Annotated in this window: 20 protein-coding genes and 2 tRNA genes; 3 read left to right on the top strand and 19 right to left on the bottom strand. The window is 64.1% G+C overall.

Features of this window, described 5'->3' with window-relative positions:
• Positions 1 to 23: 23 nt before the first annotated feature.
• From TZ53_RS19515 to TZ53_RS19505, 4 genes are all read right to left on the bottom strand, one after another.
• Positions 24 to 1,199, bottom strand: coding sequence for a hypothetical protein (locus TZ53_RS19515; RefSeq protein WP_044662417.1), 1,176 nt, complete (start codon positions 1,197 to 1,199; stop codon positions 24 to 26).
• A gap of 301 nt (positions 1,200 to 1,500) precedes the next feature.
• Positions 1,501 to 1,698 (bottom strand): hypothetical protein, encoded by a 198-nt coding sequence (locus TZ53_RS26900; RefSeq protein ID WP_130029976.1) that lies wholly within the window; start codon positions 1,696 to 1,698, stop codon positions 1,501 to 1,503.
• Between the two features lie 269 nt (positions 1,699 to 1,967).
• Positions 1,968 to 3,359 (bottom strand): sugar transferase, encoded by a 1,392-nt coding sequence (locus TZ53_RS27610; protein WP_025548789.1) that lies wholly within the window; start codon positions 3,357 to 3,359, stop codon positions 1,968 to 1,970.
• 281 nt (positions 3,360 to 3,640) lie between these two features.
• A complete protein-coding gene (locus tag TZ53_RS19505) occupies positions 3,641 to 3,874 on the bottom strand; it encodes a hypothetical protein (RefSeq protein ID WP_025548787.1) in 234 nt (77 codons plus the stop codon).
• Positions 3,875 to 4,035: 161 nt separating this feature from the next.
• Here TZ53_RS19505 and TZ53_RS19500 point away from each other — a divergent pair, with 161 nt between their 5' ends.
• Positions 4,036 to 4,506 carry an Lrp/AsnC family transcriptional regulator gene (locus TZ53_RS19500; RefSeq protein WP_044663163.1) on the top strand — a complete coding sequence of 157 codons (471 nt, stop codon included), beginning with the start codon at positions 4,036 to 4,038 and terminating at the stop codon, positions 4,504 to 4,506.
• 71 nt (positions 4,507 to 4,577) lie between these two features.
• On the opposite strand, the gene TZ53_RS19495 is transcribed toward TZ53_RS19500, so the two are convergent.
• The 7 genes from TZ53_RS19495 to TZ53_RS19465 all read right to left on the bottom strand — a co-directional run bounded on the left by TZ53_RS19495 (position 4,578) and on the right by TZ53_RS19465 (position 10,564).
• Positions 4,578 to 4,653 (bottom strand) — tRNA-Lys (locus tag TZ53_RS19495).
• A gap of 38 nt (positions 4,654 to 4,691) precedes the next feature.
• A tRNA-Lys gene (locus TZ53_RS19490) sits at positions 4,692 to 4,767 on the bottom strand.
• 124 nt (positions 4,768 to 4,891) lie between these two features.
• Positions 4,892 to 6,004 (bottom strand): rod shape-determining protein RodA, encoded by a 1,113-nt coding sequence (gene rodA / locus TZ53_RS19485; RefSeq protein WP_044662416.1) that lies wholly within the window; start codon positions 6,002 to 6,004, stop codon positions 4,892 to 4,894.
• Positions 6,001 to 8,070, bottom strand: a complete 2,070-nt coding sequence (mrdA, locus tag TZ53_RS19480) for a penicillin-binding protein 2 (protein ID WP_044662415.1) — start codon at positions 8,068 to 8,070, stop codon at positions 6,001 to 6,003. The genes rodA and mrdA overlap by 4 nt, the downstream gene beginning before the upstream one ends.
• Positions 8,067 to 8,594: a hypothetical protein gene (locus TZ53_RS19475; protein WP_025550149.1), complete on the bottom strand. Its 528-nt coding sequence runs from the start codon at positions 8,592 to 8,594 to the stop codon at positions 8,067 to 8,069. The genes mrdA and TZ53_RS19475 overlap by 4 nt, the downstream gene beginning before the upstream one ends.
• Positions 8,591 to 9,508 (bottom strand): rod shape-determining protein MreC, encoded by a 918-nt coding sequence (gene mreC, locus TZ53_RS19470; protein ID WP_025550150.1) that lies wholly within the window; start codon positions 9,506 to 9,508, stop codon positions 8,591 to 8,593. The genes TZ53_RS19475 and mreC overlap by 4 nt, the downstream gene beginning before the upstream one ends.
• A 9-nt stretch (positions 9,509 to 9,517) precedes the next feature.
• Positions 9,518 to 10,564: a rod shape-determining protein gene (locus TZ53_RS19465; RefSeq protein ID WP_007685698.1), complete on the bottom strand. Its 1,047-nt coding sequence runs from the start codon at positions 10,562 to 10,564 to the stop codon at positions 9,518 to 9,520.
• Positions 10,565 to 10,710: 146 nt separating this feature from the next.
• On the opposite strand from TZ53_RS19465, the gene mutL reads away from it, so the two are divergent.
• Complete coding sequence (gene mutL / locus TZ53_RS19460; RefSeq protein WP_044662414.1) at positions 10,711 to 12,483, top strand: DNA mismatch repair endonuclease MutL; 1,773 nt, start codon at positions 10,711 to 10,713, stop codon at positions 12,481 to 12,483.
• Between the two features lie 87 nt (positions 12,484 to 12,570).
• Positions 12,571 to 13,077 carry a hypothetical protein gene (locus TZ53_RS19455; protein WP_044662413.1) on the top strand — a complete coding sequence of 169 codons (507 nt, stop codon included), beginning with the start codon at positions 12,571 to 12,573 and terminating at the stop codon, positions 13,075 to 13,077.
• 1 nt (position 13,078) lies between these two features.
• Here the strand turns inward: TZ53_RS19455 and TZ53_RS19450 are convergent, their stop codons facing one another.
• The 8 genes from TZ53_RS19450 to TZ53_RS19415 form a co-directional block, all read right to left on the bottom strand.
• On the bottom strand, positions 13,079 to 13,543 hold the full coding sequence (locus tag TZ53_RS19450; RefSeq protein WP_044662412.1) for a MaoC family dehydratase: 465 nt from the start codon (positions 13,541 to 13,543) through the stop codon (positions 13,079 to 13,081).
• Positions 13,544 to 13,594: 51 nt separating this feature from the next.
• The gene (locus TZ53_RS19445; protein ID WP_044662411.1) at positions 13,595 to 14,869 is read right to left on the bottom strand and encodes an alkaline phosphatase family protein; all 1,275 of its coding nucleotides are present in this window, start codon (positions 14,867 to 14,869) and stop codon (positions 13,595 to 13,597) included.
• A 46-nt stretch (positions 14,870 to 14,915) separates the two neighbouring features.
• Positions 14,916 to 15,440: a DNA-deoxyinosine glycosylase gene (locus TZ53_RS19440; RefSeq protein ID WP_025550154.1), complete on the bottom strand. Its 525-nt coding sequence runs from the start codon at positions 15,438 to 15,440 to the stop codon at positions 14,916 to 14,918.
• 6 nt (positions 15,441 to 15,446) lie between these two features.
• Positions 15,447 to 16,547, bottom strand: coding sequence for a redox-regulated ATPase YchF (gene ychF, locus TZ53_RS19435; RefSeq protein ID WP_025550155.1), 1,101 nt, complete (start codon positions 16,545 to 16,547; stop codon positions 15,447 to 15,449).
• A gap of 76 nt (positions 16,548 to 16,623) precedes the next feature.
• Entirely contained in the window at positions 16,624 to 17,301 is a 678-nt protein-coding gene (locus tag TZ53_RS19430) for a DUF2490 domain-containing protein (protein ID WP_044662410.1), read from the bottom strand.
• 204 nt (positions 17,302 to 17,505) lie between these two features.
• Complete coding sequence (locus TZ53_RS19425) at positions 17,506 to 19,134, bottom strand: alpha-D-glucose phosphate-specific phosphoglucomutase (protein ID WP_044662409.1); 1,629 nt, start codon at positions 19,132 to 19,134, stop codon at positions 17,506 to 17,508.
• 122 nt (positions 19,135 to 19,256) lie between these two features.
• On the bottom strand, positions 19,257 to 19,826 hold the full coding sequence (gene pth, locus TZ53_RS19420) for an aminoacyl-tRNA hydrolase (RefSeq protein WP_044662408.1): 570 nt from the start codon (positions 19,824 to 19,826) through the stop codon (positions 19,257 to 19,259).
• A 144-nt stretch (positions 19,827 to 19,970) separates the two neighbouring features.
• A complete protein-coding gene (locus TZ53_RS19415) occupies positions 19,971 to 20,585 on the bottom strand; it encodes a 50S ribosomal protein L25/general stress protein Ctc (RefSeq protein ID WP_025550158.1) in 615 nt (204 codons plus the stop codon).
• Between the last annotated feature and the right edge of the window lie 93 nt (positions 20,586 to 20,678).

Raw genomic sequence — 20,678 nt, 5'->3', positions numbered from 1 at the left:
CATGCTCCCAATATATTGAGGGTCTAGAAATGCAGGGCAGCGCCCAACGTTACTTGCGTGCCGCTATAGTTGGAGACGCTGGTGTCCGTTCTGCGGGTGTAATGCTGGGCATCCAGCGTAAGATCGAAACGATCCGAAAGTTTCCTGGTCAACAGCCCGCCAAAGCGACGATTGCGGTCGGCCGTTATCGAATAGGGACGAAGCGCCGCATCCTGACGGAACTTTCTGCGGTCCCATTCCGCATAAAGGCCGGCGGACGTCAGTTCGGAGATCGAAAATTCGCCCTGGATGCGGTAGCTGGTATCGATGGCGAAACCACTGGCGATCAGGCTGTCGTTAACGATGGCGCGCTCTGTCATGGCCGTCAGCTTCAGGCGCGGAATGGCTTGCGTCGACAGGCTGACTTTCCAGCCCAGCCCGTCATAGCCGCCCACCGCCGCGCTGTCGCTGCTGACGTCGAGCCAACGGACATCCGCGTCGATCTGCGTGATCGGCGTCACCGCGCGCTGGAACCGCAGCCCGTAGCTGTTGATGCGGTTCTCTATGCCCAGCGTGTCGCGTTTGCTGTTCACCCGCTCATAATAAACGGTCAGCGTGCCCAGGCTGGGCATGGCATAGCCGATCCCGCCCATGAACATATCGCTGGTCTGGTCGGCATAGTCGAACTGGTCGGCATTGCGCGTCCTGTCATGCTCATAGCTCGCCACAGGGAACAGCCCCGGGCGCTCGCAGGTGAAATCCGCGCCGACCGTGGCGAACTTCTGGAGGTTTTCGGTCGCGGAATTGATGTCGCCATAATCAGCGCGCTGTTGGCGATAGGAGGCGCGGGGGGTGATCAGGCAGGTCGCGCCGAAGCGGATATTGGCCTTCGCCTCCGTATCCAGACGCAACTTGCTCCGCTGTCCTTCGGAAATGAAACGGTCATAGCCGATCTTCCCCCGCAGCAGGATGTCGTGACGGCCCACCGGCATGCCATAGGTCGCCTCCAGAGAGGGCGTGACGATCAGGTCGTCGGTGGGGTTTTCGACGCGGTCGTCCACGCGATAGACGTTGTCGTCATAGAGTAGATCGAGGCCGGCCGTCAGATGAAGACCGTAATCCCTGATCCGCTTCTGCTCCATGGCATTGTTGATGCGCTTTGGCTCAGTCGTACCGTCATTATCCTGCGCCTGCGAAACTGTCGGCATGGCCGCGACCATTGCGGCACCACTTAGCGCTGCCGCAAAACAGGTGCGCGACCATGAAGTCTGTCGATCGCAGGGCGCAGAAATGCGGCCCCGCAATCGCGGATTATTATATTTGTTCAAAACCAATCGACCCTTATTGCATTGCAGCAATCAGGGCATGCTAGAAGTATTTCTACGTAAAACCACTGCCCGAAAAGCAGCTTGTCGCGTCAAAACAACGGCTCGGTTCATCGCAAACAGGGCGCGGCGGGACCAGTCCCGGCGCACCCTGCAGCTGTTAATCTGGGAGAAAGCTTGAGCCTTGCGAGTCCGGTCAGAAGATCAGCCAGGCGATGGCCGCGACCGCGCCGACAAAGGCCACGATGCCGGCCCAACGCGACAGGAGCTGTACGCCGCTTTCGGCGTGATCGGCAAACGTCATGCCGTCGATGCGAGCGGGAAGCTCACGGCGCACCTCCGCCGTTTCGATCAAAGAGGGTGCCGTCGCAACTGCTGCAAATTCTTCCGCCACGTCGATGTTCCCGCCGCCCGATTGGTGATGGCGTTAATATCCGATTTTGCGGTTAACAAATAGTTGGGAAGGAAGGCCTACTGACATCGATTCGTCGCATATGACCATGCGACGGCGCTCAATTCTTAATCTGGGATAAGATCTTTTGCGACGAAGCGTTTTCAGCAACATTTCGTCGCAAATATCATTTTCTCGGCGGAACCTTTTTCGCTTTCCCGCGTCTTGGCCGCTCCGCCGATTCGCGCTCCAGATTTGGCATTCGGCGGGCGCTAATAAGCGTTCTTGTGGACCAGCACGTTCAGCGTTCCGAACAGGATCGCAATGTCGCGGGTCAGGCTCCAGCCATGCAGATATTCCAGATCCGCCTCGACCCGGTTCAATATGTCGCGGCGCGTTTCCGTCGCACCCCGGAAGCCGCGGATCTGCGCCAGGCCGGTGATCCCCGGCTTCAGTGCATGGCGGTGCCAATATTGCCGGTCCACCTGCCAGAATAGCTGTTCCTCCGCCGTCGATCCCAGGGCGTGGGGGCGGGGGCCGACCAGGCTCATCTCTCCCAGCAATACGTTGATGAGCTGCGGCAGTTCATCGATGCTGGTCTTGCGGATGAATGCGCCGACGCGCGTGATGCGATTGTCGTCCCGCTGCGTCGAAGTCGCGCCCGCGCTGTCGCACTGCTCCACCTTCATGCTGCGGAATTTCAGGATATGGAACAGCATGTTGCCGCGTCCGATCCGTTCCTGCTTGAAGAAGACGGGGCCCGGGGAGTCCAGCTTGATGAGGATCGCCACCACCGCCATCAGCGGCGCGAGAAGGATCAGCACCGGTACGGTCAAAGCGATGTCCAGCAGGCGCTTCTTGGCTCGGTTGGCGAGGTTCAACGGCCCGCGCGACACCACCAGCGTGGGCGTGCCGCGGTAAGACTGGACCGCCAGCGGCGCCATCGGGTCCAGTTCGGGCACGATGATCTCGCCCAATATGTTGCCGCCTTTCAGCATCTGGGCCCAATCCGCCTTGCGTTCGGCTGGGCAGGAGATCACCGCGCGATCATAGTCGCGGAGCAGGGTGCCCAGGCGATGCAGCATATAGGGATCGTCCAGATCGGCCTTCAGCCCGATGGCCGCCGCATCGACGATCACCATGCCGCTGACGTCGTCGGGAATGGCGCCGTCATCGATGATCAGGAGCTGGGCGAACAGGCCGTCGGCAAAGTTGCGGCGCACCATATGCACGATCATCAGCCGCTGTAGGACGAGCAAAGTGCCGCTACACAAGATACCGGCCGAAATGCCAAGCCGCGACAATTGTCCTGTCGCCTTCAGCGAAAAGACAACCAGCAGGAAGATCAGCAATGTTCCTGCGAAAGCCATGGTGGCGCTGCGGCAGGACTGCGTCATGCGCATCAGGCAATGGGGATTATAGGCCTGGTTATGGAAAGCCAGGACCGCGTAAACGATCATGCCGCCCGCCAGCGGCTGCCACTGCCCGTCCGCCAGCCATTGCAGGCCGGCGGCGCGCAGCCCGAAGGCGAAGCCCGTGGCAAGCGCGGCCATATCGGCAACCAGCAGGAGCAGGCACAGCCAAAGCCGCGCATTCCGCTGCCCTGAGGCCGTAGCGGGCTGGCGACTGGGAACACCTTCGATCGCCAGATCAATTTTCGACATCTGCAACCCTTTTTATGTCTTGACGTCAAGCCGGGCACCGCCGCGCGGCAGTGTGTTAACCATCAGACATCCGCAGCGTTTTGATTTATGTTGCGCAGCAGCAGGGCATAAATGCCGTGGACTGACAATCGGGCTTGGGGTGCGCGGACCCGCTTTTCCGATGATCCGTTTGTCCTGGAAGATGCTCTGCCCCAGATTTGCGACGACCTGAAATGGCGAGCGTTGCCATGCGGCGCTTCCGGGGCGCGCAGAACGCCGCCCGATCCGAATCACCAGCAGGATCAGCCTATTATCCACCACCCCAGCAAAAACAGCGTGGCGAGCAGCGCGAAGGGGCCTGCCCAGCGCGACAGGCGCTGGATCGCGCCCTCCATCTGCTCTTGCGGAACATGCCACCATGAAGCGGGATTTCCATCCTCCCGGCTGTTCGTCTGCACAGGATCATGCTGAGGCGCGGCAGGAGCGGCTTTTGCGCCGCTGCCCTTGTCCTGTGGTTGGGGAGAAAGGTCGATCATGTCCGCAGTCCCAACCATCCCTGATGCGACCTGTCGACAGAATAGCCCGGCTGGCCGAAAAGGAAAGCGGATTCAGGCTTTTCGTTTCGGCAAAATCATCCGCGTCGGATCGTTCAACTGGACCCTTGGATGAAAGGGATGCGGCGATTATCCTGCTCCTCATGAAACAGGACCGACAGATCGATGCCGTCGACCGAAAGATCATCGCAGCCCTGCAGGAGGATGCGACGCTCAGCCATGCCGAGCTGGCGGAGCGGGTCGGGGCTTCCAGCGCTTCCTGCTGGCGTCGGATCAAGGCGCTGGAGGCTGCGGGCGTCCTCGCCGGGACGGTCAGGCTGGTCGATCCGGAAAGGGTCGGGCGGGGCGTCAACGTCCTTTGCAACATCCGCATGCGAAGCCACGCGCAGGAGGCCCGCCGCGCCTTCGAGCAGTTTGTCGAGGGTCGCCCGGAAATCGTCGAATGCTTTTCGATGTCGGGGGAATGGGACTATCTGATGCGCATCGTGGTCGCGGATGTCGCGGACTACAATCGCTTCCTGATGATGACCCTTTTGGGGCATCCCTCGGTCGCCGGTGCTGCGTCGCACTTCGCCCTGTCCATGACGAAGTTCACCACCGCCCTGCCGGTCTGACCTTGAGGGCGACGGGAGAAGCCGTGCGGCGATGCATCAAGGGTGGGGAGGATCTGGTGGACGCAGTTTTTTGGTGGACGCACTAGGGCTCGAACCTAGGACCCGCTGATTAAGAGTCAGCTGCTCTACCAACTGAGCTATGCGTCCACGCCCGCTTTCGGCTTGCGCCTCGATCGCCAGGAATTTGGTGGACGCACTAGGGCTCGAACCTAGGACCCGCTGATTAAGAGTCAGCTGCTCTACCAACTGAGCTATGCGTCCACATCCGCTTTCGGCTAGTCCCGGATGGGCCGTCGCTTTGGCGTGGGCGGGCTGTTAGCAGCCGCATCGGACTTTGCAAACAGGAAATCGCGTCTGCCGGCAAATTTTTGCGCTCAGGCCTGTTTCATCCCCAGTTTCCCGGCCTGCTGCGCCGCCGGCCCGAACGCTCAATGGCCATGATGATTCCGACGCACAGCATGACCGTCAGCATGGACGACCCGCCATAGGACATGAAGGGCAGGGGAATGCCGACCACCGGCGCCAGTCCCATGACCATCATCAGGTTGATCGCGACATAGAAGAAGATCGTCGTGGTCAGCCCCGCCGCCACCAGCCGCGCATATTTGTCCTGCGCGCGGAGAGACACGCCGATGCCCCAGCGGAACAGCAGCATGAAGGCCCCGATCAGCAGCACGCCGCCCATCAGCCCCCATTCCTCCGCCATGGTGGCGAAGACGAAATCGGTATGCCCCTCCGGCAGATAGTCCAGATGGCTCTGCGTCCCCTTGAGGAATCCCTTGCCGAAAATGCCTCCGGACCCGATGGCGATCTTCGATTGGCTGATATGATAGCCGGCGCCCAGCGGATCGCTTTCCGGGTCCAGGAAGATGAGGACGCGGTTCTTCTGATAATCGTGCAGGAAGCTGAAGGCGATGGGCACGATGGCGGCCAGCGTCAGTCCCGATCCCACGAACAGCCGCAGCGGCAGACCGGCGAGGAACATCACCGTCACCCCGCCCGCGGCGATCATGGTCGCGGTGCCGAGGTCGGGCTGCACCAGCACCAGCGCCCAGGGAATGCCGATCAGCACCAGCGCCGGCCAGATCGCGTTCCAGCGCCTGATCTCCCCCACCGGAAGCAGCGCGTAGAAGCGCGCGACCGCCAGCACGATCACCGGCTTCATGAACTCGGAAGGCTGCAACTGCATGAAGCCCAGGTTGATCCATCGCTGGCTGCCACCCGCCACCCCGCCGATCAGTTCGACCAGGAACAGAGCGGTCAGCACGACGCCATAGGCCGGGAAGGCAAGGCGCGCGAAGGTCTCCAGCGGTATCCGGCTCAGCACCAGCGCCATGCCCGAAAAGATTACGAAGCGAACGCCCTGGTTGATCGCCCAGGGGGTGATGCTGCCGCCGGCGGCGCTGTAGAGCACCAAGGTCCCGAACCCGGCGATGGCGAGCAATATGCCCAGCACGCGCCAGGGGAATTCGGTCAGGGGTTCGGGAACGATGCTCATGGCGCGCTGTCCGCCGGGGGCGGGGCGTCGTCCGCTTCGGCAGCCGGTGCCGGAGGCGGGGCGGCGGTCGCGGTCGCGCCATTGCCGGCGGATGCGTTCATCGCATTGGCCGCTTCGGGAAGAGGCGCCTCGCCCTTCTCGATCGCCTTCGCCAGCCTGTAGGCCGCCATCTGCCGCGCCAGCCGTTCGGCCGGCGGACCGCCCCAGTCCTTTTCGATGGTCTCCAGCTTCTCGATCGCCTTCGCCTGGTCGAACAGGAAAGTCATGGTGTCCGCCGCGATCATGGGCGCGTCCTCGATGCGGTTGACGTGGCCGCCATGCTCGATGATGCAGGCAATGGCATAGCGGGGATTGTCGAACGGCGCGAAGCCCTGGAACAGCGCATGGTCGCGCAGCTTGAACGGCAGCGATGCGTTGCTGCGCACGCCGCCCCCGCGTTCGGCCATGGTGATACGGCGGACCTGCGCCGTGCCGGTCTTGCCGGCCATCATCACGCCGGGCAGCGGGATGCGGGCCGCGCCGCCCGTGCCGCCGCCGTTCACCACCGCGCTCATCGCGTCGCGGATGGTCACCAGATGCTCCTCATTCACCCCCACGGACGCAGGCGTGGGCCGCTGCGCGCCGAAGATGAAGTTGGGCATCAACTGCCGGCCCGTCGCCAGCCGCGCCGCCATTACAGCCATCTGCAACGGGTTGATGAGCATATAGCCCTGGCCGATGGTCGCGTTGACCGTGTCGTAGACCTGCCATTTCTGGTTGTATTTCTTGAGCTTCCACGCCGGATCGGGAACGGTGCCGAAACTCTGGCTGGGGAAGGGAAGGGCGAATTTCTGCCCCATGCCCACGCGCCGCGCCATGCTGGCGATCCGGTCCATGCCGATCCGCTGCGCCATCTGGTAGAAGTAGATGTCGCAGCTTTGGGCGATGGCGCCCCGCATGTTGAGCCCGCCATGGCCCCGCCGTTTATGGCAGTGGAACAGCGTGTTGCCGACCCGGATCGCACCCGCGCAGTTCACCGTCTCCATGGGTGAAACTCCCGCCTCCAGCAGCGCGAGCGCCACCATCGGCTTCACCGTCGATCCCGGCGGGTACAGCCCCTGCAACGTCTTGTTGCGCAACGGGACATGGTCGTCCTTCGACAGCATGTCCCATTCCAGATGGCTGATGCCATCGGAAAAGCTGTTCGGATCGAAACTAGGCATGGACGCCATGGCCAACACGTCGCCATTATGGCAGTCGATCACCACCACCGACCCGCTCTGCGTCGCCAGCCGCCGCCCGGCATATTCCTGGAGGCCCGCGTCGATGGTCAGCTTGATCGCGTTGCCCGGCGTGTCGGGCCGGGTGGTGAGTTCCCGCACGATCTTGCCCCGCGCCGTCACCTCCACCCGTTTCGCGCCGGGCTTGCCCGTCAGTTCCTTGTCGAAAGACCGCTCCAGCCCATCCTTGCCGACCTTGAAGCCGGGCGTGATCAGCAGCGGGTCCTTGCGCTCCTCATAGTCCTTGGCCGAAGCTGCGCCGACATAGCCGAGCAGGTGCCCGACGGTCGCACCTGCCGGATAATTGCGGGAAAAGCCCTGGCTCGGGGCCACGCCCGGCAGGTCGGGCAGCCGGACGCTGACCGCCGCGAACTGATCGTAGGTCAACTTTTCCGCCACCTGCACCGGGCGGAAACCTGCCGACTTGTCCAGTTCCTCCTTGATCCGATCCACTTCGTCATCGCTGAGCGCCAGCAGATGGGCGAGGCTGCGGATGGTGTTCTCCGCGTCCGTCGCCCGCTCCGGGATCAGGTCGACGCGGAAGTCCGTGCGATTGTTCGCCAGCGGCCGTCCGTTGCGGTCGATGATCCACCCGCGCCGCGGCGGAATCAGCGTCAGGTTGACGCGATTGCTTTCCGACAGCAGATTATATTTCTCATTCTCGGCGACGCTGATCCAGCCCATGCGCCCGACCAGCAGCGCCCCGATCGCCCCTTGCAGGCCCCCCACCACCATCGCCCGGCGCGTGAAGGTGAAGGACAGGGAGGCTTCGGTGACGGTCTTCTTCTTGAGCAGGGGCAGCTTCATGCCATCACGCGCCAACGGTCGATCCGGGCGCATTGCCGGACGACAAAGGGAAAGAGCAGGACCGTCCAGAGAATTTGCGGCGCGACCAACAGCAGCTTGATGTCTCCTCCGCCGGTGATCCGCGCGAAGAAAACGCCGCCGGCGATGCAGAAGATAATCGCGAAGGAGGCGATTAACCAGTCCTGCCGATAGCTGCGCCAGACCATGCGATGTTCGATGGCGTCTATGCCGATCAGCGTGACGGTCCACAGGCACATGGCCGATCCGATGGGTTGGCCGCTGGCGATGTCGTCGAACAGGCCGAGCGGCACGCCGATCCAGGTGCGCCATAATTCGGGGCGCAGCAGCCGCCAGGACAGAAGCAGCAACAGGCCGAAGGGCGGCATGACCGGCGATTGCGCGATCACCGGCAGCGTCGTCACCAGAGATCCCAGCATCACCGTGATGACCGGGGTTCCCGCCAGCCGAAATCGCGAAGGATGACGGCCAAGGCGCGGCACATGCTGCAAATGGGGATCGATCATGGCGTGACCGAATTCTGCGCGGCGCCCGGTTCGACAGGAGCCGGCGGGCCATTGCCCTCCGGCCGGGTCACAGCCTCCTCGAAGGAGCGCTCCACCACAACCGCATCCACTCTGGAGGGGTTGGCGAGCGGCACGCCATAGGCGATCTCGCCCGCGATGCGCACGATCACCGCCACGGGAATATTGGGTTGATAGACCCCGCCGACGCCGGAGGTGACGAGCAGGTCGCCCGGCTTGAACGGATTACGCCCGGCCGCCAGCGCGCGGACCTCCAGCGTGCCGTCGCCAAGTCCCGTCGAAATCGCGGGTACGCTGTCATTGGCCCGCCGCACCGGCACGATATTGCTGGTGTCGGTCAGCAGCAGCACTTCGGCCGTGTTGGGCGTGGTGGTATGGATGCGCCCGATCAGCCCTTCCGGCGCGCGCACCGGCATGCCCGGGCGCACGCCCTGCCAGCGTCCCGCGTTCAGTCGCGCCAGCCGACGCGTGCTGGTGGAGGAGGACGCGATCAGCCGCGCGGTCAGCAATTCGCTGCCGTCATCCTCGACCAGCTTCAGCAGCTTCTTGAGGCGCAGATTTTCCTGCGCCACCGCCTTCGCCTCTATGATGCGGTTGCGGTCGGCCTCCACCTGCCGCCGCAGCGCGACGTTCTGGGAACCGGCACGCCAGTAGCTCGCCAGCACTTCGTCGATGGAGGCGACGCCGCTCACCATATTCTTGAGCGTCACCGACGCGGGGCGCGTAATCTCCGCCGTCGCGATGCGGATCGCGGCGAAGCCGGTGGGATCGAAAATGGCGACGACCACCAGAAGCAGGCCCACGGCGGCGCCCGTCATCGCCACGACATAGCTGGCGAAGAGGCTATATTGCGCCTTCCGGTTATGCCCGGGGCGTCGGCTGGGTGGCCGCGCCATCTTGTCCCCTTAAGCGGTTTGCAGCACGCCCCGGAAGATCGGATCCTCCATTGCGCGGCCGGTGCCGATCGCAACGCAGGTCAACGGATCTTCAGCGATGGTGACGGGCAGGCCGGTCTCGTCGCGCAGCTCGTCGTCCAGCCCCTTGAGCAGCGCGCCGCCGCCGGTCAGAACGATGCCCTGGTCGACAATGTCCGCCGCCAGTTCCGGCGCGGTATTCTCCAGCGCGATGCGCACGCCCTCGACAATGGTGCTGATCGGCTCCGCCAGCGCGTCGGCAATCTGGCCCTGGTTGATCGAGATTTCCTTGGGAACCCCGTTCACCAGGTCGCGGCCCTTGATATGGATCGTCTCGCCCACGCCGTCTTCGGGCGGTTGGGCGACGCCGAACTGCTTCTTGATCCGCTCGGCGGTCGCTTCACCGATGAGCAGATTATGATGACGGCGCACGAAGGAGACGATCGCCTCGTCCATCTTGTCGCCGCCGACGCGAACCGAAGTGGTGTAGGCCAGACCGCGCAGCGACAGCACCGCGACCTCGGTCGTGCCGCCGCCGATGTCGACCACCATCGAACCGATGGGCTCCGTCACCGGCATGTCGGCGCCGATGGCGGCCGCCATGGGTTCCTCGATCAGGAAGACCTGGGATGCGCCGGCATTGCTCGCCGCATCGCGAATCGCGCGGCGCTCGACGCTGGTCGAACCCGAAGGCACGCAGATCACGATCTCCGGGAAGCGCCACGGCCGCGACTTGCCGCCGTGCACCTTGGTGATGAAATGCTTGATCATCTGCTCCGCCACGTCGATGTCCGCGATCACGCCGTCCCGCAGCGGACGGATCGCCTCGATCGAATCGGGGGTCTTGCCCATCATCAGCTTGGCGTCGTCGCCGACCGCCTTCACCCGCTTCACGCCGTTCAGCGTCTCGACCGCCACCACGGACGGTTCGTTGAGCACGATGCCGCGCCCCCGCACATAGACCACGGTGTTGGCCGTGCCGAGGTCGATGGCCATGTCCTGGGAGGAGAGTTTGAAGAGACGCGAGAAGATCGACATGCCTGTTCCTGTTCAGCCCGCATGCCCCGGCGAAGCGAACCGGGACAGTCGGAAAGTTCGCCCCACGTTCCACCCGCCCCCTGGATGTCAATTTTTATAAGGCTTGTGTCTCGCGGAAAGCGCTCGCTTGGGCTAGTCACTAATCAATGTCAATACGCCGTCTGCCCGAACATCTGGTCAATCGCATCGCCGCGGGCGAAGTGGTCGAAAGGCCCGCCAGCGCGCTCAAGGAAATCGTGGAAAATGCGCTGGATGCCGGATCTCTCCGGATCGCCATCCGCATCTCCAATGGCGGGCTCGACCGGATGGAGGTGAGCGACGACGGCTGCGGCATGACCCGGGATGATATGGCGCTGGCGCTGGAACGCCACGCCACGTCCAAACTGCCCGACGACGCCATCGAAAATGTCGCGACGCTGGGTTTCCGGGGCGAAGCGCTGCCCTCCATCGCCAGCGTCGCGCGTCTTTCCATCGACAGCCGGCCGCAGGGGCAGGACGGTTGGAACCGAACAGTCGACAATGGCGTGGTGGTGAGCGAAGGCCCCGCCGCGCTGCCCCCCGGCACGCGCGTCACGGTCGAACAGCTTTTCGCCCGCGTCCCCGCCCGTCGCAAGTTCCTGCGCTCCGCCAAGGCGGAATATGCCGCCTGCCTCGATGTCATCCGTCGCCTTGCCATGGCGCATCCGTCCGTGGCCTTCAGCATGGAGCATGACGGTCGGCGCGTGCTGGGCGTGCAGGCGGGGGAGGCGCGGGAGGATCGCGTCGCCGCGCTCACCGACCGGGCGCTGGCCGACAATCATGTCATCGTGGCGCTGGAAAGAGAGGGGGTGCGCCTGTCTGGCGTGGCCTCGCTGCCGACCTATAATCGGGGGGTGGGCGATCATCAGTTCCTGTTCGTGAACGGCCGTCCGGTGCGCGACCGGCTGCTGGTCGGGGCGGTGAGGGGCGCCTATGCCGACATGCTGGCGCGGGATCGGCATCCGGTGGTGGCGCTGTTCCTTGACGTTCCGCCGCTGGAGGTGGATGTCAACGTCCATCCCGCCAAGACGGAGGTCCGCTTTCGCGATCCGGCGCTGATCCGGGGCATGATCGTCTCCGGTCTGCGCCGCGCGCTGGATGCGGAGGGTTTCCGCGCTGTCCAGCATGCCGACCCCGCCGGCCTTTCGGCGTGGAAGCCCGAACCGGTTTCCCCCACGCCGATCGGCGCCATGCCGATATTCGAAGCCGCCGGCGCGTCCGTTCCGGCCTATTCTGTGGCCGAGCGCCGTCCCGGCTTCCTGACGCCCCCGCCGCAGGCCCGCGCCGAACCTGCCGCCGCACCCGCGCCTGAAGGAACCAGCTTCCCGCTGGGCGTCGCCCGTGGGCAGGTCGCCCGCACCTATATCGTCGCGGAAGCAGAGGATGGGCTGGTCATCGTCGACCAGCATGCCGCGCACGAACGGCTGACCCTCGAACGCATGCGCCGCGCCATGGAAGGGCAGGGCGTCGCCGCCCAAACGCTGTTGCTGCCCGAAGTGGTCGAACTGGACGAGCCCGCCTGCGACCGGCTGGAGGCGCGGATCGAGGAACTGAAGGAATTCGGGCTGGAACTGGAGCGCTTCGGTCCCGCCGCCATGCTGGTGCGCGCAACGCCCGCGATGCTGGGGCAGGGAGATGTGCAGGGACTGGTGTCCGATCTGGCCGACGATCTCGCCGCCTATGACAGTGCGCTCTCCCTGAAGGAACGGCTGGATCTGGTAGCTGCCACCATGGCGTGTCATGGCTCCGTCCGCGCCGGGCGGGTGCTGAGCGTCACGGAGATGAACGCCCTGCTCCGCGAGATGGAGATCACCCCCCGCAGCGGCCAATGCAATCATGGCCGCCCGACCTGGGTGAAGCTGGGCCATGGCGACATAGAAAAGCTGTTCGGGAGGAAATAGGATGACGGGGATCGACCATTCAGCGCAATGCGTGCGCGCGATAAATCCGGTCCGGACGCCATCCCATCGCCTGTGAAGGAAGCACCGATGAAGCGGCTTCTCCTCCTTCTTGCCCTCGCCCCGCTACACGCCCAAGCCGCGGCTGATCCCTGCGCCGGTGCGCCATCCCTGCCCGAACCCTGGACAAGCTGGACCCAGAGCGGCACCGTGACCGCGGGCGCGACGGCATCCACCGCGCCGCGCATCATCCTGGGCAAGCCTGTCGTCGCAGAGTTGCGACCCGGTCCGCAGGTTCAGTTCATCGTCCCGCCCGGCAAGTCCCTTCCGAAAAGCCATGCGGGCCTCTTCACCCTGGCCGTGAAGGATACGGCGCGCATCGGCATCGCTCTGTCGGAAGGCGCCTGGGTGGACGCCGCCACCGGCACGACCGCGCTGACCTCCGTCGCCCATGAGCATGGGCCGTCCTGTTCCGGCATCCGCAAGATCCTGTGGTTCGACCTGTCGCCGGGCCTTCACACCATCCAGATCGCCAGCGCCTTAAAGCCTTCGATCCGCATCATGGCCGCCGACGCCCGCGCCAACCAGCCCCGTTGACTCAAGCCGGGCGCGTCCGGAACATGGCGATGGGCTTCATCGACAGCACCGGTTCGTCGCGTTGGTTGAAGAGCGTGATGTGGGTCTTCACGATCCCCATTTCGGGGCGGCTGCGCGACGCCTTGACCTCTATCACCTCGGAAACGCCGCGCAGCGTGTCGCCCGGACGAACCGGCTGCAACCAGCGCAGTTCATCCACGCCCATCGCACCCAGGCTGGCGGCCTGAATGCCCGGATTGCGCTGCCATTCCGCCACCATCATCTTCATCGACAGAGCCGTGGTATGCCACCCGCTGGAGGCCAGGCTGCCGAAATGCGTGCCCGCCGCGGCCTCGTCGGACAGATGGAAGGGCTGAGGGTCGAATTCGCTGGCAAAGGCGACGATCTCCTCCCGGCTGATGGTGAGCGGACCGAATTCGTTCCTGTCACCTACCTGCACATCTTCGAAATAGACGATCTCGCTCATACCCGTTTCCTTCCGCAACGGGTGAAGGAGTAGTTTCCGTTTACGCGAACGTCAATGCCTGACAAGACCTGCCAATGTGGCGGAATTGCCGTCGCCCGGGCGGGGCGCGATTCCCAGCAGCGTTGCGAGCAGCGGATAGATGTCGACATTGTCGAAACCCGAAGGTGGCGTGAACCCTCTGTCGAAAGCCGGGCCATTGGCGATGAACAGGGCCTGCATTTCCGGCGCCTGATTGTCCCAGCCATGATCGCCGCCGACGAACGGTTTGACGGGACCGCTCGGCTGTATCATCCAGCCGGTTTCGGCAAGGCAGAAATAAGGCGGGATGCGCGGATGCGCGCCATAATGGAAACGCGCTGGGATCGCGCTTTTCCGCCAGCATTGCATATGCGCATGGGGCTTCAGCAGGTCCGTCTCCAGCGCCGCTTCATGCCCCGGTTGCGCAGCCAGGCTGGCATAAGGTCCGCTTTCGACGATGCGGTAGTCAGCCGGGTCCGCCACCTTGTCCAGCGCGACCACCCGCTCGCTCGATTTCTGCGCCATGCCATGGTCGGACAGGATCACGAGATTGGCCGGCTGGCCCATGGCCTCCAACCCGTCGACCAGCATGCCGATCTCGCCATCGATCTCCGCCGCCGCCTGCGTCGTCTCGGCCGCTTCCGGTCCGGCTGCATGGCCCGCCGTGTCCACCGCATCGAAATAGAGCGTCAGGAAGCGCGGGCGGATCGCCGCCGGCCGCCGCAACAGGTCCAGCACGCCGTTCACCCGCTGCGTCCCCGAAATCTCCTGGTTGAACTGTGCCCAGTCGCCCGGCCGGGTGCCGCCGCTGATCCTGTGCGGCCACTCCGCCGCTTCCGTCCCGCCCCAGGCCACGTTGGACCCGGGCCAGAACAATGTCCCCGTCCGTACGCCGGCCTTCTCCGCCGTCACCCAGATCGGCTCGGCCCCGTTCCACCAGAAGGGATCGTCGGTCGCCATGGTGAAGGTCTCACCGGGGCGCGCCGTATCCTCCATCCTGTTGGCGACGATGCCGCTGCGGTCGGGACGCTGGCCGGTCACTATGGCCCAATGATTGGGGAAGGTCTTGGTGGGGAAGGAGGGGCGCATCGCTGCCTCGACCCCGCTCGCGGCCAGCGCGGATAAATGCGGCGTCACGCCTCGTTTCAGATAATCCGGGCGGAAGCCGTCGATGGATATCAATATCGTGACCGGTTCGCGCCGCTCGGCCGGTGCGGAACTGGACACCGGCCGCTCGTCCGGTCGCGCGCAGCCGCCGAGCACCTGAAGAAGGAGAAGGCCGGCGAAGGAAAAGCGGCGGAAAAACATGCCCCTGCCTTAGCAGAAGGACCATGACGGTAAAGTGACGAGCGCCCTATGCCCCGCTCACATAGGGCATCATCGCCATCCAGGCGTTCCGCTTCGCCTCCCGCGACATGCTGGCGAAAGCGCCGCTGGAGGAGGGGAGGTCGATCAGAGCCAGTCCCGGCCGCGCCCCGATCTGGCGCCGCCCATGCAGCGCGGCGGTCTTGCCGTTGAAGGCCACAGCCTCCAGCGCGGGAAGCCGATCCACGAAGGCCGACAGGTCGCGCAACTCCGCGCCCCGGATCGCGCTGTCCAGGCTGCCCTCCCGATCGGCGCTTTCGATCACGTCCCAAAGGCCCACTGCCCTTGCCTTCAGCCGCTTCAACCGCATCGCATAGGGCTGGCCGCGCAGATCCTCGCCCAGCACATCGCCCATCAGCGCCCAGAAGGCGTTGCCCCGATGCGCATAATATTCGCCCTGCCTGATCGATACGTCACCCGGCAGGCTGCCCAGGATCAGCAGCCGCGTCGCTTCGTCTACGCTGGGGGGAAAGGCCGCCTTGCGTCGCGCAGCCATCTGTCCCGGACGCAGCATCGGCCCTCAGACGTTGAACCGGAACAGCATGATGTCGCCATCCTGCGTCACATATTCCTTGCCTTCGGAACGCCACTTGCCCGCTTCCTTGGCCCCGGCCTCGCCATTATACTGGACGTAATCCGCATAGGCCATGGTTTCCGCCCGGATGAAGCCCTTTTCGAAATCGGTATGGATCGCCCCTGCCGCCTGGGGCGCCTTCGATCCCTTGGCCACTGTCCAGGCGCGCGCCTCCTTCGGTCCAACGGTGAAGAAGGTGATGAGGCCAAGCAGTTCATAACCGGCGCGGATGATGCGGGCGAGGCCGGCTTCCTCCAGCCCCAGAGCCTCCAGATATTCAGCCCGCTCCTCGACCGGCATGGTGATGAGTTCGGCTTCGATCGCGGCTGAGACGATCACTGCCTTCGCACCTTCCGCCGCCGCCTTTTCGAACACGCGGGCCGAATGGGCGTTGCCTTGTGCCGCGCTTTCTTCCTCGACATTGCAGACGTAGAGCACAGGCTTGGCCGTCAGCAGTTGCGCCTGGCGGAAGATGCGTTCCTCCTCATCGTCGCCCGGCCGGGTCAGCCGCGCCGGCTTGCCCTCGCGCAGCAGGTCCAGCGCCTTGCCCAGCACGGACGCCGCGGCCTTCGCCTCCTTGTCGCCCTGCGCCGCCTTCTTGGCGAAGTTCGGCACGCGCTTTTCAAGGGATTCGAGGTCCGCCAGCATCAACTCGGTCTCGACCGTCTCGGCGTCGGCAATGGGGTCCACCTTGCCCTCGACATGGGTGATGTCGTCATCCTCGAAGCAGCGCAGCACATGGACGATGGCGTCCACCTCGCGGATGTTCGCCAGGAACTGGTTGCCCAGGCCTTCGCCCTTGGACGCGCCGCGCACCAGCCCTGCAATGTCGACGAAGGCAAGCTGCGTCTCGATGATCTTGGCCGAACCGCCGATCTTCGCGATCGTCTGCAGGCGCTGGTCGGGCACGGCGACCTGCCCGACATTGGGCTCGATCGTGCAGAAGGGATAGTTCGCCGCCTGCGCCGCCTGCGTCTCCGTCAGCGCATTGAACAGGGTGGACTTGCCCACATTGGGAAGCCCGACGATACCGCAACGAAAACCCATGATACTGCCTTCACGTCAAATCCGATGGCCGCGCCGATAGCGCTTTCCCGGCGGCTTGGCCAGAGTCCGTGCGGCCTCAATGACGGAAGAAGAGCGTGACGGAAGCGACATGGTTCACGCGCGCATTGCCGCCGCGCCGGTCGATCCACTGGTTGAGATAGCCGATCTCGGCCGTCGATGCGCCGCCCAGCGCGATCTCGGCCCCGATGAAGCTGCGCAACTGATCGAACCCGCCCTTCGCGCCCCAGTCGGTGCTGTTGAGCGCCACGAAGCCCTCGCCATAGACGAGAGCGCTCACCGCCTTGCTGCCCAGCGGCTTTTCGTAGCGCAGCATCTCCCGCAGTCGCCAGCCCATGTCGTCGCCGTCGGAACGCCAGCGCTGCTCCAGCCGGGTCCGCGACGAAAGCTCGCCGCCCCAGGGCTTGCCGATGGTCCAGTTGACCTGCTGGAAGCTTCGCTCCTCATTCACGTCGCGCCCATTGTCGACCGGCAGCACGACATGGGCATAGCCCTGATAGACGGTCACGCTGGGGGACAGTTTCCAGCCCAGGCCACCGCGCAGGATGGTCTGGTCGACCCCTGAAACGCCATCCCCGAAGCGTGGCTGAATCTCCGCGAAATAGACGAGATCGCCGGAGATCGGGCCCATGGCGGTGAGGTTCAGCCAGAATTGCTCATCTTCCGCCGTCCGGGCCTGGGCAGGGGCGGCCATGGCGATCAGCGCGCAGGAGAGGGCAGGCAACAGGCGACGCATCACGTCCTCGCAAACAAAAGCGCCGCTCTTGATGATGCTGCTCCTGTGGAGGCAGGAGCCCAGTTCAGACGTTTATTCGTCTTCCAAATGGCCGGACTGGGCTACTGCCTTCGCAGAAGCACGAAGAGCGTCGGTCGATTGCCCGCCCTTTAGCGTGCCCTCATTTCCGGTCCATTTCCCCATGGTAAGCTTTGGCGACTGTCCTCAGGTAATCACGCTCGGCCGTTCCATCCCGGTAAAGCCCGAAATGTCCGCAATTTCCTGCGCCGCCTTCACCAGCGGTGCGAGCGCCTCGCTCGTCTCCAGCGCCAGATCGCCATCCGCGCCCACATAGCGCTCGATATAGACGCGCAGGGTCGCGCCCTCCGTACCCGTCCCCGAAAGCCGGAACACCACCCGTGAACCATCCTCGAACAGCACGCGCACGCCCTGGTTGCGGCTGACGGATTGGTCGGTCGGATCGCTATAGGCGAAATCGTCGGCGCTCTGCACCGTGCCGCCGCTGTTTGTCGTGCCCGGCAGCGCCTCCAGTCGGTCCCGCAACGCCGCCATCAGCGCATCGGCCCTGTCCTTGGCAATCGCTTCATAATCATGCCGCGCATAATAGTTGCGGCCATAGGTCGCCCAATGTTCGGCCATGATCTGCGCCACGCTTTGCCGCCGGACGGCCAGGATGTTGAGCCACAGCAGCACCGCCCAGATGCCGTCCTTTTCCCGCACATGGTCGGACCCGGTGCCGGCGCTTTCCTCCCCGCAGATGGTTGCCATGCCGGCATCCAGCAGATTGCCGAAGAATTTCCATCCCGTCGGCGTTTCATAGAGTGGAATGCCCAGCTTTTCCGCGACGCGATCGGCCGCGCCGCTGGTCGGCATCGAGCGCGCAATGCCCTTGAGGCCCGCCGCATAGCCCGGCGCCAGATGCGCATTGGCCGCCAGCACGGCGAGCGAATCCGAAGGGGTGACGTAACAATGTCGCCCGATGATCAGGTTGCGGTCGCCATCGCCATCCGAAGCGGCGCCGAAATCCGGCGCGTCCGGCGCCATCATCCGGTCGTACAGCTCCCTGGCGTGAACCAGATTGGGATCGGGATGATGATGGCCGAAGTCGGTCAGCGGGGTGGCGTTGCGCACGGTTCCCGCAGGCGCGCCCAGCCGCTTTTCGAAAATCTCGACGGCATAGGGGCCCGTCACCGCGCTCATCGAATCGAAGGAAAGGCTGAAGCCGTCCGCGATCATCGCCCGGATCGCGGTAAAGTCGAACAGCTTCTCCATCAGTTCGGCATAGCCCGCGACCGGATCGACCACCTCGACGGTCATGTCGCCCAGGGTCGTGCTGCCCAGCGTGTCGATGTCGACATCGTTCGCCTCGAAAAAGCGATAGCTGTCGATGGCCAGGGTCCGCGCATGAATGGCGTCGGTCACCTTCTCCGGCGCCGGGCCGCCGTTCGAGACATTATATTTGATCCCGAAATCCTCGTCCGGCCCGCCCGGATTGTGGCTGGCGGACAGAACCAGTCCGCCAAAGGCCCCCGACGACCGGATCAGATGCGAGGCCGCCGGAGTGGAGAGAATTCCGCCCCGCCCCACCAGAACACGGCCGAAACCATTGGCCGCCGCCATCTTCAAAACGGTCTGGATAACCTCCCGATTGAGGTAGCGGCCATCGCCGCCGACCACCAGCGTCTGGTCCTCGAACCCTTCAAGGCTGTCGAAGACCGACTGGACGAAATTTTCGGCATAATGGGGCTGCTGGAAGACCCGCACCTTCTTGCGCAGGCCGGACGTGCCCGGCTTCTGGTCGTCGAAAGGCTGCGTCGCGAAGGTCTGTATCACCCGGATCCCCTTGGTCAGTGGAAAGTCAGGCCTACTCTATGGCGTGGGACTGCGACAGTCCGCAATCCACCCTGGCCATTTCACCGTGAGGGCAGGGCGGACGGACGCGCAATTCGCCCGTCTCAGTCCGCCAGCCGCAGCGCCACCTCATTCATGAACCGCGCATCCTCTCCCTTGGCGAGCCACTCCGCTTCCGCTCCGATCGCGCCCAGCATGTCGGCCAGCGCGTCCATCTCGCTCTTGTGATAATTGCCCAGCACATAGCCGTGCACCCGGTCCTTGTGCCCCGGATGGCCGATGCCGATCCTCACCCGGCGAAACTCCGCCCCTATATGCGCATCGGTCGAACGCAGGCCGTTATGTCCCGCATTGCCGCCGCCGCGCTTCACCTTGACCTTCATGGGCGCAAGGTCCAGTTCGTCGTGAAAGACCGTCACATCCTGCGGCGTCAGTTTGTAGAAGCGCATGGCTTCCCCAACCGAGCGTCCGCTCTCGTTCATGAAGGTTGCCGGTTTCAGCAGGACGATCTTCTCAGGACCGATGCGTCCTTCCTGCACCCAGCCCTGGAACTGCTTCTTCGGCGGAGAGAAGCGATGCATGTCCGCGATCAGGTCGACCGCCATGAAACCGACATTATGCCGGTTCATCGCATATTGGGTTCCGGGATTGCCCAGGCCCACCCAGATCTGCATCGCGTCGATACTCCCGATAAGACAAACCCCCGTTCGTCCTGAACCTGTCGAACGGCCTCACTTCTTCGAAAAGAACGGGGCTTCGACAAGCTCAGCCCGAACGGGGGTTGAGCGAACCGATAAACGGCCAGCCAGACTAGGGGCTTATTCGCCCTGAGCCGGCGTCTCATTGTCGCCTTCGGCGCTCTTCAGAGCCGAGGGGGCAACGATGGTCGCGACGGTGAAGTCGGTTTCGTCATGGGCGGCCTTGGCGCCCTTGGGCAGCTTCACGGCGCCAATGTGGATCGACTCACCGACATCCAGGCCGGTCAGGTCGACGACGACATCGTCCGGAATCTCGGCCGCATCGACGATCAGTTCGATCTCGTGCGCGACGATGTTGAGCACGCCGCCCTTCTTCAGGCCGGGCGAAGCGTCTTCATTGCTGAAGACAACCGGCACGTTGACGTGGACGGTGGCATGTTCCGAAACGCGCAGGAAATCGGCGTGCAGCGGACGGTCGGTCACGGGGTGGAAAGCCACATCCTTGGCGAGGGTGCGGACCTTCTTGCCGCCCACTTCGACGAAGACGACCGAATTGAAGAAATGGCCGGTGCCGAGCAGCTTGTTGAGAAGCTTTTCCTCGACGTGGATCGACTGCGGTTCTTCATTGTTACCATAGATGACGGCGGGTACGCGGCCCTCACGGCGGAGAGCGCGGGAGGCTCCCTTGCCTGCCCGATCGCGTGCCTCTGCCGACAGCGTAAGCTGCTCGCTCATTGCGTGTCTCCAAAAGCAAATTGATGTAGGTGCCCGCCACGCCTCCAGGGATGACCATGTCGGGACCGCGGCCCAATAGCAGAAAGGCGCTGG

The sequence above is a fragment of the Sphingobium sp. YBL2 genome (genome assembly GCF_000943805.1).
GTDB lineage: Bacteria > Pseudomonadota > Alphaproteobacteria > Sphingomonadales > Sphingomonadaceae > Sphingobium > Sphingobium fuliginis.
Note: the sequence above shows the minus strand (reverse complement) of the source record. Positions and strands in the feature narration are given on the sequence as shown.